The 13,636-nt window shown below is 42.0% G+C and carries 18 protein-coding genes and 2 pseudogenes; 15 read left to right on the forward strand and 5 right to left on the reverse strand.

Annotated features, from left to right (window positions below):
* Nucleotides 1-58: 58 nt before the first annotated feature.
* The 3 genes from FNY66_RS02965 to FNY66_RS16270 all read left to right on the forward strand — a co-directional run bounded on the left by FNY66_RS02965 (nucleotide 59) and on the right by FNY66_RS16270 (nucleotide 1,206).
* The gene (locus FNY66_RS02965; protein ID WP_008981868.1) at nucleotides 59-568 is read left to right on the forward strand and encodes a GNAT family N-acetyltransferase; all 510 of its coding nucleotides are present in this window, start codon (nucleotides 59-61) and stop codon (nucleotides 566-568) included.
* A gap of 35 nt (nucleotides 569-603) precedes the next feature.
* Entirely contained in the window at nucleotides 604-891 is a 288-nt protein-coding gene (locus FNY66_RS16265; RefSeq protein ID WP_456299294.1) for an AAA family ATPase, read from the forward strand.
* 66 nt (nucleotides 892-957) lie between these two features.
* Complete coding sequence (locus FNY66_RS16270) at nucleotides 958-1,206, forward strand: hypothetical protein (RefSeq protein ID WP_456299295.1); 249 nt, start codon at nucleotides 958-960, stop codon at nucleotides 1,204-1,206.
* Between the two features lie 13 nt (nucleotides 1,207-1,219).
* Here FNY66_RS16270 and FNY66_RS02975 read toward each other — a convergent pair.
* The 5 genes and pseudogenes from FNY66_RS02975 to FNY66_RS02995 all read right to left on the reverse strand — a co-directional run.
* A pseudogene (locus FNY66_RS02975) lies at nucleotides 1,220-2,017 on the reverse strand (IS91 family transposase); the annotation flags it as partial.
* A complete protein-coding gene (locus FNY66_RS02980; protein ID WP_150310239.1) occupies nucleotides 1,920-2,651 on the reverse strand; it encodes a tyrosine-type recombinase/integrase in 732 nt (243 codons plus the stop codon). The gene FNY66_RS02980 and the pseudogene FNY66_RS02975, both read right to left, overlap by 98 nt.
* A 549-nt stretch (nucleotides 2,652-3,200) precedes the next feature.
* Nucleotides 3,201-3,998: pseudogene (locus tag FNY66_RS02985) on the reverse strand (IS91 family transposase); the annotation flags it as partial.
* Entirely contained in the window at nucleotides 3,901-4,632 is a 732-nt protein-coding gene (locus FNY66_RS02990; protein WP_150310239.1) for a tyrosine-type recombinase/integrase, read from the reverse strand. The gene FNY66_RS02990 and the pseudogene FNY66_RS02985, both read right to left, overlap by 98 nt.
* 396 nt (nucleotides 4,633-5,028) lie before the next feature.
* Complete coding sequence (locus FNY66_RS02995; protein WP_150310240.1) at nucleotides 5,029-5,691, reverse strand: Crp/Fnr family transcriptional regulator; 663 nt, start codon at nucleotides 5,689-5,691, stop codon at nucleotides 5,029-5,031.
* A 137-nt stretch (nucleotides 5,692-5,828) separates the two neighbouring features.
* Between FNY66_RS02995 and FNY66_RS03000 the strand changes: the two genes are divergently transcribed.
* The 12 genes from FNY66_RS03000 (at nucleotide 5,829) to FNY66_RS03045 (ending at nucleotide 13,559) form a co-directional block, all read left to right on the forward strand.
* On the forward strand, nucleotides 5,829-6,347 hold the full coding sequence (locus tag FNY66_RS03000; protein ID WP_150310241.1) for an HD domain-containing protein: 519 nt from the start codon (nucleotides 5,829-5,831) through the stop codon (nucleotides 6,345-6,347).
* Entirely contained in the window at nucleotides 6,344-6,859 is a 516-nt protein-coding gene (locus tag FNY66_RS03005; RefSeq protein ID WP_150310242.1) for an HD domain-containing protein, read from the forward strand. The genes FNY66_RS03000 and FNY66_RS03005 overlap by 4 nt, the downstream gene beginning before the upstream one ends.
* The gene (locus FNY66_RS03010) at nucleotides 6,856-7,695 is read left to right on the forward strand and encodes a pyridoxamine kinase (RefSeq protein ID WP_324613882.1); all 840 of its coding nucleotides are present in this window, start codon (nucleotides 6,856-6,858) and stop codon (nucleotides 7,693-7,695) included. Before FNY66_RS03005 ends, FNY66_RS03010 begins: the two co-directional genes overlap by 4 nt.
* Nucleotides 7,692-7,961, forward strand: coding sequence for a TIGR04076 family protein (locus tag FNY66_RS03015; protein ID WP_150310243.1), 270 nt, complete (start codon nucleotides 7,692-7,694; stop codon nucleotides 7,959-7,961). Before FNY66_RS03010 ends, FNY66_RS03015 begins: the two co-directional genes overlap by 4 nt.
* Before the next feature lies 1 nt (nucleotide 7,962).
* Nucleotides 7,963-8,322, forward strand: a complete 360-nt coding sequence (locus FNY66_RS03020) for an aminotransferase class III-fold pyridoxal phosphate-dependent enzyme (RefSeq protein WP_229409429.1) — start codon at nucleotides 7,963-7,965, stop codon at nucleotides 8,320-8,322.
* On the forward strand, nucleotides 8,319-8,882 hold the full coding sequence (locus tag FNY66_RS15700) for a hypothetical protein (protein WP_229409430.1): 564 nt from the start codon (nucleotides 8,319-8,321) through the stop codon (nucleotides 8,880-8,882). The genes FNY66_RS03020 and FNY66_RS15700 overlap by 4 nt, the downstream gene beginning before the upstream one ends.
* 235 nt (nucleotides 8,883-9,117) lie before the next feature.
* Entirely contained in the window at nucleotides 9,118-9,249 is a 132-nt protein-coding gene (locus tag FNY66_RS15900) for a hypothetical protein (protein WP_267872920.1), read from the forward strand.
* Nucleotides 9,250-9,574: 325 nt separating this feature from the next.
* Nucleotides 9,575-10,096, forward strand: a complete 522-nt coding sequence (locus FNY66_RS03025; protein ID WP_150310244.1) for a nitroreductase — start codon at nucleotides 9,575-9,577, stop codon at nucleotides 10,094-10,096.
* A gap of 59 nt (nucleotides 10,097-10,155) precedes the next feature.
* Nucleotides 10,156-11,493: an MATE family efflux transporter gene (locus FNY66_RS03030; RefSeq protein ID WP_150310245.1), complete on the forward strand. Its 1,338-nt coding sequence runs from the start codon at nucleotides 10,156-10,158 to the stop codon at nucleotides 11,491-11,493.
* Between the two features lie 22 nt (nucleotides 11,494-11,515).
* A complete protein-coding gene (locus FNY66_RS03035; protein WP_150310246.1) occupies nucleotides 11,516-12,919 on the forward strand; it encodes an MATE family efflux transporter in 1,404 nt (467 codons plus the stop codon).
* A 66-nt stretch (nucleotides 12,920-12,985) separates the two neighbouring features.
* Nucleotides 12,986-13,396, forward strand: coding sequence for a sigma-70 family RNA polymerase sigma factor (locus tag FNY66_RS03040; RefSeq protein WP_150310247.1), 411 nt, complete (start codon nucleotides 12,986-12,988; stop codon nucleotides 13,394-13,396).
* 1 nt (nucleotide 13,397) lies between these two features.
* On the forward strand, nucleotides 13,398-13,559 hold the full coding sequence (locus tag FNY66_RS03045) for an excisionase (protein WP_330581263.1): 162 nt from the start codon (nucleotides 13,398-13,400) through the stop codon (nucleotides 13,557-13,559).
* Nucleotides 13,560-13,636 lie beyond the last annotated feature (77 nt).

The following is a 13,636-nucleotide window of genomic DNA, read 5'->3' on the forward strand; positions in this document are numbered from 1 at the left end:
AGTAGATTTGCTATTTCCTGTAATTGTAAAAAAACTTAAAACTATGGAGGTATCTATTTTGATTATAAGACAAGAAAGACCAGAAGATTATGATACGGTATATCATGTTGTAAAAGAAGCATTTGAAAATGCTGAATATACAGATGGAAATGAACAGAACTTAGTTGCTGCGTTAAGAAAAAGCAAATCGTTTATTCCGGAACTTTCTCTTGTTGCTGTCGAGGACGAAAAAATTGTAGGACATATTCTTTTTACAAAAGCAGTTGTTCAAGGGGTTGAGGTTCTTGCGCTTGCCCCTCTTTCTGTATTACCCGATTATCAGAACAGGGGAATCGGATTATCTTTGATGAAAGAAGGACACAGTATAGCACATAAATTGGGATATGAATATTCAGTTGTTTTGGGACATTCCAAATACTATCCAAAGGCAGGATATATTCCGGCAAGTGAGTGTGGAATAAAAGCGCCATTTGAAGTTGACGATGAAAGTTTTATGGCACTTAATCTTAACGGAAGTCAAAACAAATTAAATGGAGTTATTGAGTACGACAAGGCTTTTGGGATATGATGTAAAAAATTAGAAGTTGGGAAGGTAAAACATAGATGAATCAAGGTAGAATTATTGTAATCACAGGTTCGCCGGGAACAGGGAAAACTACAACGGCATCTGCTGTTGCAAAAGAATCAGATTTAGAAAAGTCTGTGCATATGCACACAGATGACTTTTACCATTATTTGAGTAAAGGGGCAATACCACCACATTTGCCAGAATCAAATGAGCAAAATTTGGTTGTCATTGAAGCATTTTTAGAAGCTGCGAAGCGATATGTTCGTGGTGGATATGATGTAATTGTAGATGGCATTGTAGGACCGTGGTTTTTAGAGCCGTAGCTCAACATTGTTCAAGAGCATTATGAAGTACACTATATCGTTTTAAGGGCAAGTAAAGAAGAAACTATGAAGCGAGCTATCGAACGCTCAAAGTTAGATAGAGAAACAAATGTTGAATTAGTTGAAACAATGTGGAAACAATTTTCTAATTTAGGAATCTATGAATTAAATGTTATAGATACAACTGCGCACTCAATCAAAGATACTGTTTCAGCAGTAAAAGAAAAAATCGTAAGCGGCACGGCTTTAATTAGCCATTTTCTGATTAATGGGCACAACAACAAAACCTCAAACGTTGAGGCTGAAAAAATATGAAAGAATGATATACTTAACACCTTTGAGGAATTTTAAGCTGTGGTTTCCCCATGCGTCCACCGCAGACTTTACATACGCAGATATTTATGCCATAAAGCAGCTCCAATACCTCTGGCATCTCTTTATTCTTTAGTCTGGAAAGATATTTCTTGCATCCGAGGAGATTTCGGCACAAAGTAAGCTTTTTACCTTTGCTGCGGGAGCAGAGCAGTCCATAATGCCGGATCCGGACAAATCCCTTTGGAGGAACATGCATCAAAAAACGCCGGATAAACTCAACTCCTGACAGAGTCAGATCTTTCCACTTCCCTTCATTCCGGTAATCCTTCACGGAAAAAGTTACAGTTTCTTCATCCACGCGGATGATCCGATGGTTGCTGACCGCAATGCGGTGGGTATATTTCCCGAGATATTTGATTACGGATTGGGCGCCATGAAATGTCTTTTTACAATAAGGAACCCATTCTGTACCATAACAGGCATCCAGCAGTTCCCTGAAGGCATAATGGTTACGGAATTTTTCGGCAGTACCATGAAAAACCAGCTTGCTCGCTTCCCATAGCTTTTTTAGTTCTTCCAGATATTTTCCACGAAATACTTTGGAAATGATCTGGACAGGAAGGAAGAAGCTTTCTCCGTTGTCTTTCCACTGATTGTCAGAAGTCAGGCCGCCACCAAGCAGAATGGCATGGATATGAGGATGAAAGTTCATCTCAGATCCCCATGTATGGAGAATGAAAATGTATCCAGCCTTTGCACCAAGATGTTTCGGATCTGCCGTCAGATCGCGGAGCGTTGCAGACGCTGCATACAGCCCGGCGCATCACCTTTTCCAGGGTACCCACAGACAGATAGCTGCCGGTAAACTGATTCGGGAACAGGATGCCGCGTGGCCTGCCCTTTGCAAACCAGTATTCTGTGAGGAGATCCAGACACCGTTGGGAAAGGATCGTATAACGGTCCATCCGGTTCTTCGTATCCCTCACATGGATCTGCATATTTGTACGGGAAATGTCATTATAATGCAGATGGATCACTTCGGAAACCCGCATTCCGGAAGCGTACATGGTTGCAAACATTGCTCTGTATTTAATGTCATCAACAGCTTCCAGCAGACGGTCAATCTCATCAGATGTAAGTACAGCAGGGAGTTTCTGCTCTATAATCATACGCGGGACAATAGTATCATCCCATAGGATGTGCAGGACATTCCGGTAAAAAAAGTGGAGTGCAGAATTGTAAAGATTCAGAGTTGTCGATTTGAGTCCGCTGTCTTTTTTGGCAAGCAGGAAATCCCTGACGTCCTGGCAGGTAAGTTCTTTCGGGCATTTGCTGGTATAATTCAGGAAATAGGAAACGTAGTTTTTATAACAGTGAATGGAACGATCTTTGAGGTTGCGGATTTTTCCGGCTTCTTCAAGCTGTTCTATATATTTTTTATACATAATGAATCCTCCATATAAAATCAGTAGTAAATCAGGTACGCTGCTTTATATGGAGGTGCATTTGTGTCATAAAACCGCTTGCCAACCAGGCGGAGGAATGGTATTCTTTTCATAGGCAGTGGGGAGGCTCCTGTTTGATTGTTTGGTGTGGTAACTTAACAATACTACTATCAGGACTTACTTTCCACTGTTTTTGGTATAGAAAACAAAAAACGCTATGCGACAGCTTGCACAGGCCATCGCGTAGCGATTTTGTTCAATTCGTTAGGTTAGAATCGATGATGGTGTAAACGAAAAAGCAGTTTATAAACTTTACAGTAAACTGCCCCTTCGTTTGCACCATTTTCGATTTGACCTAATTGAACAAAGTAAGCGGCCGGGCAACCAGTCTCTATGGATTTTTAATCTTTTGCTTCTGACGCTGATTATACCAGGGCGCTAGAAAAGATTCCTTTTCTGAATCTACAGTAATTAGCCATTTTCTGATTAATGGGCACAACAACAAAACCTCAAACGTTGAGGCTGAAAAAATATGAAAGAATGATATACTTAACACCTTTGAGGAATTTTAAGCTGTGGTTTCCCCATGCGTCCACCGCAGACTTTACATACGCAGATATTTATGCCATAAAGCAGCTCCAATACCTCTGGCATCTCTTTATTCTTTAGTCTGGAAAGATATTTCTTGCATCCGAGGAGATTTCGGCACAAAGTAAGCTTTTTATTTTTGCTGCGGGAGCAGAGCAGTCCATAATGCCGGATCCGGACAAATCCCTTTGGAGGAACATGCATCAAAAAACGCCGGATAAACTCAACTCCTGACAGAGTCAGATCTTTCCACTTCCCTTCATTCCGGTAATCCTTCACGGAAAAAGTTACGGTTTCTTCATCCACGCGGATGATCCGATGGTTGCTGACCGCAATGCGGTGGGTATATTTCCCGAGATATTTGATTACGGATTGGGCGCCATGAAATGTCTTTTTACAATAAGGAACCCATTCTGTACCATAACAGGCATCCAGCAGTTCCCTGAAGGCATAATGGTTACGGAATTTTTCGGCAGTACCATGAAAAACCAGCTTGCTCGCTTCCCATAGCTTTTTTAGTTCTTCCAGATATTTTCCACGAAATACTTTGGAAATGATCTGGACAGGAAGGAAGAAGCTTTCTCCGTTGTCTTTCCACTGATTGTCAGAAGTCAGGCCGCCACCAAGCAGAATGGCATGGATATGAGGATGAAAGTTCATCTCAGATCCCCATGTATGGAGAATGAAAATGTATCCAGCCTTTGCACCAAGATGTTTCGGATCTGCCGTCAGATCGCGGAGCGTTGCAGACGCTGCATACAGCCCGGCGCATCACCTTTTCCAGGGTACCCACAGACAGATAGCTGCCGGTAAACTGATTCGGGAACAGGATGCCGCGTGGCCTGCCCTTTGCAAACCAGTATTCTGTGAGGAGATCCAGACACCGTTGGGAAAGGATCGTATAACGGTCCATCCGGTTCTTCGTATCCCTCACATGGATCTGCATATTTGTACGGGAAATGTCATTATAATGCAGATGGATCACTTCGGAAACCCGCATTCCGGAAGCGTACATGGTTGCAAACATTGCTCTGTATTTAATGTCATCAACAGCTTCCAGCAGACGGTCAATCTCATCAGATGTAAGTACAGCAGGGAGTTTCTGCTCTATAATCATACGCGGGACAATAGTATCATCCCATAGGATGTGCAGGACATTCCGGTAAAAAAAGTGGAGTGCAGAATTGTAAAGATTCAGAGTTGTCGATTTGAGTCCGCTGTCTTTTTTGGCAAGCAGGAAATCCCTGACGTCCTGGCAGGTAAGTTCTTTCGGGCATTTGCTGGTATAATTCAGGAAATAGGAAACGTAGTTTTTATAACAGTGAATGGAACGATCTTTGAGGTTGCGGATTTTTCCGGCTTCTTCAAGCTGTTCTATATATTTTTTATACATAATGAATCCTCCATATAAAATCAGTAGTAAATCAGGTACGCTGCTTTATATGGAGGTGCATTTGTGTCATAAAACCGCTTGCCAACCAGGCGGAGGAATGGTATTCTTTTCATAGGCAGTGGGGAGGCTCCTGTTTGATTGTTTGGTGTGGTAACTTAACAATACTACTATCAGGACTTACTTTCCACTGTTTTTGGTATAGAAAACAAAAAACGCTATGCGACAGCTTGCACAGGCCATCGCGTAGCGATTTTGTTCAATTAGAATTTACGTTAGCTATTTTAATATAGATGGAGCGATAGATATGTTGCGTACGCAACATATCCATCGCTCTGTCATTAAAAATTTAGTTGTTTTGTGTTTCGCTTTCGAGTTACAGTTAGTTTCTAAAAAGTATCACAATAAAAGCTTAAAGGTATTCTTTTCATAGCAAATCAAACCGTCTTTTTGCATATAAGACAGCTCCCTTGTTAGAGCACTCCGATCGGCACAAAGATATTCTGCTAATTCTAATCGTCCTAATGGGATTGTAAAGTGTTTGCTGTTTTGTTCCATTGACTGCTGGTGCAGATATGCCATAATCTTTTCGCGAAGTGTTTTTTTGGAAATTACTTCGATTTTATCCATTAATTGGACATTCTTATCACCAATCAGCCGAACCATATTTTCAATCAACCTATGGTGAAAGGTACAAGTCAATTTGCAGGAATGAATCACTTTATAAAAGGGCAAAAAAAGAATGATACAAGATGTTGCAGCCAAAAAGCTGACGCGAGCGTCTAAATGACTTCCACAAGAAAAAGACTCCCCAAAAAGCTCTCCTTCTTTCATAGTGACAAGGAGCGTCTGATAGCCTTCGGAATCATTTTTGATCATATGGACTGTACCTGACAGAATGATACCAACGCTTCGAACTTCATTGCTTTCTAAAAGAATAATTTCTTCTTTTTTATACCTTTTTTGAAAACTTCCTAAACATGTCAACATGGCAGGGAGGTCTTCTTCATAAATGCCAGTAAACAACGGGAATAAGGTCAATTGATGAAAATCAAGTTGCATGCAAATTCTCCTTTCTCTTAAGCGGTAGTATACTATTTTTTGTTTTATGTTGCAACTGCAACATAAAATACATGCGATTTCTTTTATTTTTATACGGTGAACAATGAAAAACTTTTCAGGAAAGGACGCTTACAAAAGTGATTAACAATGAAGCATATCTTTTATACAGTGCGCTATGCTATGAAAGGGGCCATTGCAGGCGTACACAACATATTCTGAAAGTCTATGCATTGGCAAAATTGCTTGGTGAACAGGAAAGAATCTCAACAGAAGAACAGCAAATTTTGAAAGCGGCAGCCATTTTGCATGACATTGCTATTAAGTATTGTAAAGACAATTATGATGGAGATGCCGGCCAGGAAAAGCAGAAGAAGGAAGCACCTCATCTTGTGAATAGTTTTCTGCAGGAAGCCAATTACTTACCATCTTATATTCCAAGAATTCTTGAATTAGTAGTGAAGCACCATGATTACGATGCGCCTAAAGATAGAACGTTACAGATTTTGATGGAAGCAGACTTAATTATTAACTGTTATGAAAACTGTCAGAGCAGTGGGAAAATCAGATGTATTAAAGATTTCTTTCAGACATCTTCCGGGAAGAAATTGTTTGATCTTTGCGTTGAGGGTATAAAAGAACGGGAGGGATTTTCATGAAATATACAGAACAAATTGACTTGCTTGAATTAGAAATTATGAAGTTTAATCAGAGTGATTCGAGGCGTATACAGCACCTTGTGAAAGTGCATCGCTTTGCACAGTTGATAGGGCATATGGAAAAGTTGGATGCACACACACAATTTTTGACTGAATGTGCTGCATTGGTTCATGATATTGGAATCCGACCAGCAGAAGAAAAATATGGTGCTTGTAATGGAAAACTTCAGGAGCAGGAGGGGCCGTCTTATGCCCGCAAGATGCTCAAAGAATTGAAATTTGATGAAGCGGATATAGAGAGAATTTGTTATTTAGTCGGCCATCATCATACCTATACCAATATTGATGGTATAGATTATCAGATACTTGTAGAAGCTGATTTTCTAGTGAATTTTTACGAAGATGAATTAAGGAAAGACTCTATTCAGACTGCTTTTGACAAGATTTTCCGAACAGAATCTGGGAAAACAATTTGCAGAATTTCTTATTTTACTGAATGGAAGGATCAATGATGGAAGATAGATTAAAAAATCAGCCACGTATTTTACTGATTAATGATATGGCTGGTTATGGCAAAGTGACCTTGTCGGTAATGATTCCAGTTTTTTCTCATATGAAATATGAAACTTTTAATCTACCTACAGTGTTGATTTCAAACACATTAGATTACGGAAATTTTGATATTTTAGATACTACGGAATATATGCAGAATACGCTCCGTGTATGGAATGAACTTCAATTTTCTTTTGATGCCATCTGTACAGGTTTTATTGTATCTGAAAGACAAGCCTCACTTGTATATGAATATTGTAAAGAACAAAGAAAAAAAGGTACGCTTGTGTTCATTGACCCAATCATGGGGGATGATGGGAAACGCTATAACGGAGTAACGAATGAATCAGTTACTTACATGAAAAAGTTGTGTTCTGTTGCAGATGTGATTATTCCCAATATTACTGAGGCATGCTTTTTATCCGGTCATGTTATAAAAACATCCTGTACAAAATTTGAAATGAAGGATATTGCAGATCGGTTGCATGAATTAGGTGCAAAAGCGGTTGTCATTACAAGTGCAAATATTGATGGGAAGATGTTCACCGTGGTGAAAAACTCCCTTCACAGTGAGATGACGCTGATCCCTTATGAAGAAATCCCAGTTCGATTTCCGGGAACCGGCGATGTCTTCATGGCAATTGTAGTTGGTCACTATCTGAGATCAGGTAAACTATCAGAAAGCGTTCAAACTGCAATGCATCAACTTGAAAAAATTATTCGTTCAAATATAAATAATACAGACAAATATAAGGGAATTCCAATAGAACAATTTTTGGAGGATATACAATTATGAAGAAGCCTAAAATAAAAATTACCTTAATAGATCAGAAAGGACACATGGGATGCCATCGGGGGCATCGAATTGGTGATACATTTGATTTTGATACAGAGAGAGGGAAACTTTGCCCAATGGCCATGCATGTAGCTTTTCCCTATATTGACATTCTTCGATATGGAGGAAAGCTACCAAGTCAACAGGAAGGTTCTATTGCCTTTTGCTGTCCGGATGTGGAAGTAATCAATGTATTTAAGATCGAAATCGAGGAGGAAAATATTTGAAATGAATCGTTATATTCAGGAAGCAAATCAACAGTTTATTTCTGCCTATAATCGTTATCCAATCATATTGGATCATGGAGAAGGGATGTATCTTTATGATATAGACGGAAAACGGTATTTAGATTTTGGTTCAGGAATTGGTGTATGTGGATTGGGCTATCATGATCCGAATTATACACGTATGTTGCAGGGGCAGATTGAAAAACTACTACATACCTCTAACCTCTTTTATAATGTTCCAGCAATTGAAGCTGCTAAGCAGTTCAATCAAGCTGCTAATATGGAACAAGTTTTTTTACAAATTCCGGAGCAGAAGCGATTGAAGGAGCAATTAAAATCGCCAAGAAGTATCATTTTTTGAAATATAAGAATAAGAATGGTGAGATTATTGCTATGAAAAAATCTTTTCATAGGATTAATAGAACAAGGATTGCTGATTATAATGGTATAAGATTAGTGGAACCCAATCTTGAAAGTGGTGTTTTTACTATTTTTATGCAATTAAGTACATATAATCCGGATATTTTCCCATTTGTTCCACTTGACTATGATACTCATTCTGGAATTGATGTTATTGTAAAAGGAAACGACAAATCACCGATAAAAACATCGAAGCTTTATTATGTTGAATTTAAAAATTATTTAACAAAAGATTTTAATCATACTTTTGATAACCTCTACAGTATTGTGTGCTGGGATATTAATCTTTCTGAAATAAAAAATAACGAAGAAGTTACTGACATTGCTAAGCAACGAAGAATATTAAAAATTATTCCTCCAGAAAATGAAGGTGATTATACTAGATATTATTTAGACTATCCTAGAGGTGGAAGAAAAATAGAAATTTTTGTTTTAAAGTCATATTTAAAAGAAAAATTAAAAATAGAATTTTTTTCAAGAACAGAAAAATCATCTGTTTAACTAAAGCTAAAAAAGAGATTGAGGTTACATGCTATAGATCTGTTTGCTAATAACAGCAGTAGTAACACACCCCCATTCTTACTACGTTTTTACTACTTTTGACGGCCTCAACTTGCCTCGATTTGCTGCGTTTTGCTTATTCTGTGATTGTTTTAACAATCTCAGAGGCAATTACATACTCGGCAAATTGTGGCAAAACAGGGCAAACTAACGCAAATCAGGAGGACTTTAAAATATGATACGAGTGCTTTTCGTCTGCCACGGCAATATCTCGAAAAGTCCTGAAAAAGCCTGTAAAATCAGTGGTTCTTTGGAGCAGAAGGGCGCTTACTACACCACTACTACACCATTTTTGAAAGAACCTTGATGTGACAAGTTTCGATATATAAGAACGCAAGCGGCGATATTCCAGAATAGGAGTATCGCCGCTTGCTACATGTAGGTAAATATGTTCCTTGAGCAAATGCTCATGTGCCATAAAGTAACACAAAAAGCAACAGACAGCCGCCACAATTCCGTAAAGATTGATACTTGACAGTCTCCCGAAAGCTCGCTATAATAATGGACGTAAAATTTGAGTGGACTTTTCCGGATTCGGTCATCTTTTTGCCACACAACTGTCTTATGATAGTTGTGTGGCTTTTTTGTTGCCTGCATCTCGGAAATGTTGACAGAATGGAGGATGATTTTTTATGGAAAACAACTTCTTATCTCTGATCAAGACGCGCCGTAGTGTACGGGCTTACAAACCGCAACCTGTCCCTTCCGAGGCGTTGGACGCTGTACTGGAAGCCGGGACTTATGCACCTACCGGCGGAGGACGTCAATCCCCTACCATCATTGCAATCACAGACCCCAAATACCGGCAGGAAATCGCCAGGTTAAACGCAGAAGTGATGGGGAACAATACAGACCCTTATTATGGCGCGCCTGTCGTGATTTTGGTTCTGGCAGATGGCTCCGCAAACACCTTTGTAGAGGATGGAAGCTGCGTCCTTGAAAATATGATGCTCGCCGCCCATGCTCTTGGGCTGGGAACTGTATGGGTACATCGGGAACGTGAGATTTTTGACAGTGAAAAAGGCAAGGCTCTCCTGCGGGAGTGGAAGCTGCCGGAAACCTTGCGCGGCGTCGGAGCGATTGCATTGGGTTATCCGGCCCAGGAAGCCGGTCAGCCCGCAGCACGCAAACAAAACTATATTGTTCGGATTTAATGTCCTGCTGTCCGGCACAATTTTTTTGTGCCGGATACTTTGTGGAGAGGAGGGAAAGTATGCAGACTAATAATAAAATGGCGGTCGCCCCTGTTGGAAAGCTCATTTGGCAAATGTCGATACCGCCGCTGATTTCCATGTTCCTACAATATTCCTATAATCTGATAGACAGCGCGTTTGTGGCGCAGTTGAGTGAGAATGCACTAACGGCTGTTTCTCTGTCGTTTCCCATTACAACACTTATGAATGCGGCGTCTATCTGGATCGGCGTCGGTGTGAATGTACTGATTGCAGGGTATCTTGGACAGAAAAAGCAGGATGAGGCAAATACAACCGTCACACATGGATTGTTACTGGCCTTTGGAATTGGTGCTTTGCTCAATCTTCTGGCATTACTGATTATGAAACCCTATTTTCGGGCGTTTACCAGTAATAAAGAAATTTATCAGTTGAGCATTGCCTATATGAGCGTGTGTTCGTTCATGCAAATTCCCAATATGGTGTATATCGCCATCCAGAAGATGATACAGGCCACCGGGAATATGGTTGCTCCCATGTGTTTTCAGATTGCGGGAGTGATCGTTAATTTTGTATTCGATCCCATCTTGATTTTTGGTATTGGTGTTTTTCCGGCTATGGGCATCCGCGGCGCTGCAGTGGCTACTGTTGCGGGCTATTCATTATCCATGATTTTGGCATTTGCTTTGCTGCTGGACAAAAAGCAAAAAGTGCAGATAAAAATCAAAGGCTTTCACTTGCAGAAACAGATGATCCGCCGTATTTTTGCCTTTGGCCTGCCATCTTTTATTATGAACGCCCTCAGTTCGTTTATGGTGACGTTCGTCAATCTGTTTCTGGTGGCGTATTCTGATACGGCGATTGCATTCTTCGGTGCATATTTTAAGGTGCAGCAGTTGATTGTTATGACGGTAAATGGCTTAATCCAGGGTTGTTTGCCAGTCATGCGGTTTAACTACGGCGCAGGGAGCAGCGAACGGCTGCATTCCGCTTTCCGATACGGAACTGCTTTGGTCACCGGCATGATGATACTGGGGACGTTGGCTGTCATCCTTTTTCCGGCGCAGATTTTGGGATTGTTTACGGCATCGGAAGCCATGCGCTCCTTTGGAATATCCGCTATGCGGATTATGGCGACAAGCTATCTGTTTTGCGGTCTTTCTACTATGATTTCCACCTATTTTCAGGCCACAGAAAAAGTAGGTTCCAGCATGGCAATTCAATTATGCAGGCAACTGCTTTTCCTTGTTCCATCCTTATGGTGTCTGGACAAATTGTTCCATCTGAACGGAATCTGGCTTGCATTCCCTGTCGCGGAAACTGGCACCTTGCTTGTTGCTCTCATAATGATGGCCTGGTATCACCGTAAAAAATCATAACGTATTCTGCGAAGGAGGAATTATGAACGATACTTTCATGAAAGAAAAGCCGGTATTACCGCTGATTTTATCCATGTCCCTGCCTATGGTGTTATCCATGCTGGTCAATTCCCTCTACAACATTGTGGACAGTTTTTTCGTCGCGCAGATCAGCGAGGAGGCTATGACGGCATTATCGTTGGTTTACCCGGTTCAAAATTTTATCAATGCTGCCGGAATTGGATTTGGCGTTGGGATCAATGCAGTGATCGCCTTCTATCTGGGCGCGGGGGATCATGAAAAAACGGATCAGGCCGCCACGCAGGGACTTGTGCTTGCCGTGATTCATGGCGTTGTTATGACAGTCTGCTGTATCGCCATCATACCGGTTTTCCTGCGGATGTTCACTTCATCCGAAGCGGTCATTGAACTTGGCGTCCGCTATTCTATCGTTGCGTTCGCCTTTACGCTCATTGTTACCGTCAGCATGGCGTTTGAGAAACTGTTCCAGGCAGTAGGAAACATGAAGACAACCATGATCAGCCTGATGTGCGGGTGCATCACAAACATCGTCTTAGACCCCGTTCTGATTTTTGGCTATGGCCCATTCCCGGAAATGGGAATTGAAGGCGCTGCGCTGGCAACCGGCATCGGACAGGCTCTGACACTGGCGATTTACCTTGTAGTCTATCTTTTGCGGCCAATTCGCGTGCATATCCGCAGGCAGTACATTTTGCCCAGCAAAAAGATGGTCATCAAGCTGTATTCTATCGGCATTCCCGCAACCCTGAATCTTGCACTTCCGTCTCTTTTGATTTCGGCGCTCAATGCGATTTTAGCTGCCTATTCCGAAGTGTATATTCTGGTTTTGGGGATCTATTACAAATTGCAGACCTTCATCTATCTTCCGGCGAATGGCATTGTGCAGGGGATGCGCCCCCTGATCGGCTATAACTACGGTGCAGGGGAGCACAAACGAGTCAGCCAGATTTATCAGATTGTTTTGTGCATGAGCGGTATCATTATGGTGCTTGGAACCGCGATATGTCTGCTGATCCCCGGCCAGCTGATAGGGCTGTTTACCCACACGGAAGCGACGATCCAGGCCGGGGAAACTGCCTTGCGCATCATCGGGGCCGGATTTATCGTCTCGGCGGTTTCTGTTACTTCTTCCGGCGCATTGGAGGGGCTGGGGAAAGGCACGCCCTCCTTACTGATTTCTCTTTGCCGGTATGTAGTGGTAATCATCCCGGCTGCGTTTTTACTCAGCAGGTTTCTCGGAGCGGTTGGCGTCTGGAATACGTTTTGGATCACGGAAGTGATTACTGCGATCATATCCATTTACGTTTACCGCAAGGTAATAGCAAAGCCAGCCGAGCCAGTCAACGGTCAAGATGAACGGCGCATACGCGCCGCCGTTGACAGCCCCGCCCGCCTTTGCAGATAGGCAATCAAGGGGCGACAGCAAGGAGTGCTGCCGCCCCGTACTATTATTCAGAGAGGGGGAATTTCCATGACCGACTTTGAAGCCTATCAGGAGTACATCCAGCGCAAGCACAACGCCTTTTGTAAGGCAGTAATCCGCTATGCTGCCCGCGATAAGATTTTGCAGCTTCGCCGGAAATGGGAGCGGCAAATTTCCCTTGACTATCTGATGGACGAGAAGTTTGTCCAGTTTGCCGGGCCGGAGCCGGACGAGGAATACCCCTTTACCGTCTGCGGCCAGACCGTCCTGCTCTGTAACGCCGCTCTTGCCGCCGCGCTCTCCGCCCAGCCAAAGCAGACACAGGAAGTGATTTTGCGCTACTACTTCCTGCGCCAGCCGCAGCGAGTGATCGGCGCACATATCGGCCGGACGCGCAGCACAGCGGGGCGGCATATCCAGCTTGCCTATGAAGGAAGTCCCGATTTGGGAAAAGAGTAATTTGACCTTAGAAGAAGCGGCTGCGTATTCAGGAATTGGTATCAACAAGCTGCGCGACCTTACCAGTGAACAGAATTGCCAATTTGTTTTGTGGGTGGGGAGCAAGCGCCTGATAAAACGCCGTCTATTTGATAAATTCATTGAGCAGGAGTATTCCATTTGAAATTTGTGATGTGAAAGCAGAACTTGATATGATACAATAGTTATGTCATATCAAGGCTCTTTCCATCACGGAAAGGA

The sequence above is a fragment of the Mediterraneibacter catenae genome (assembly GCF_008691045.1).
Lineage (GTDB): Bacteria > Bacillota > Clostridia > Lachnospirales > Lachnospiraceae > Mediterraneibacter > Mediterraneibacter ornithocaccae.

What these genes read in the sequence shown, in the direction of transcription:
- FNY66_RS15900 (WP_267872920.1), top strand. Translation starts at nt 9,118, where the DNA reads ATGATACGAGTGCTTTTCGTCTGCCACGGCAATATCTCGAAAAGTCCT.
- FNY66_RS02990 (WP_150310239.1), bottom strand. Translation starts at nt 4,632, where the DNA reads ATGTATAAAAAATATATAGAACAGCTTGAAGAAGCCGGAAAAATCCGC.
- FNY66_RS16270 (WP_456299295.1), top strand. Translation starts at nt 958, where the DNA reads ATGAAGCGAGCTATCGAACGCTCAAAGTTAGATAGAGAAACAAATGTT.
- FNY66_RS03035 (WP_150310246.1), top strand. Translation starts at nt 11,516, where the DNA reads ATGAACGATACTTTCATGAAAGAAAAGCCGGTATTACCGCTGATTTTA.
- FNY66_RS02980 (WP_150310239.1), bottom strand. Translation starts at nt 2,651, where the DNA reads ATGTATAAAAAATATATAGAACAGCTTGAAGAAGCCGGAAAAATCCGC.
- FNY66_RS03030 (WP_150310245.1), top strand. Translation starts at nt 10,156, where the DNA reads ATGCAGACTAATAATAAAATGGCGGTCGCCCCTGTTGGAAAGCTCATT.
- FNY66_RS03005 (WP_150310242.1), top strand. Translation starts at nt 6,344, where the DNA reads ATGAAATATACAGAACAAATTGACTTGCTTGAATTAGAAATTATGAAG.
- FNY66_RS03010 (WP_324613882.1), top strand. Translation starts at nt 6,856, where the DNA reads ATGATGGAAGATAGATTAAAAAATCAGCCACGTATTTTACTGATTAAT.
- FNY66_RS03040 (WP_150310247.1), top strand. Translation starts at nt 12,986, where the DNA reads ATGACCGACTTTGAAGCCTATCAGGAGTACATCCAGCGCAAGCACAAC.
- FNY66_RS03020 (WP_229409429.1), top strand. Translation starts at nt 7,963, where the DNA reads ATGAATCGTTATATTCAGGAAGCAAATCAACAGTTTATTTCTGCCTAT.
- FNY66_RS02995 (WP_150310240.1), bottom strand. Translation starts at nt 5,691, where the DNA reads ATGCAACTTGATTTTCATCAATTGACCTTATTCCCGTTGTTTACTGGC.
- FNY66_RS16265 (WP_456299294.1), top strand. Translation starts at nt 604, where the DNA reads ATGAATCAAGGTAGAATTATTGTAATCACAGGTTCGCCGGGAACAGGG.
- FNY66_RS03025 (WP_150310244.1), top strand. Translation starts at nt 9,575, where the DNA reads ATGGAAAACAACTTCTTATCTCTGATCAAGACGCGCCGTAGTGTACGG.
- FNY66_RS03015 (WP_150310243.1), top strand. Translation starts at nt 7,692, where the DNA reads ATGAAGAAGCCTAAAATAAAAATTACCTTAATAGATCAGAAAGGACAC.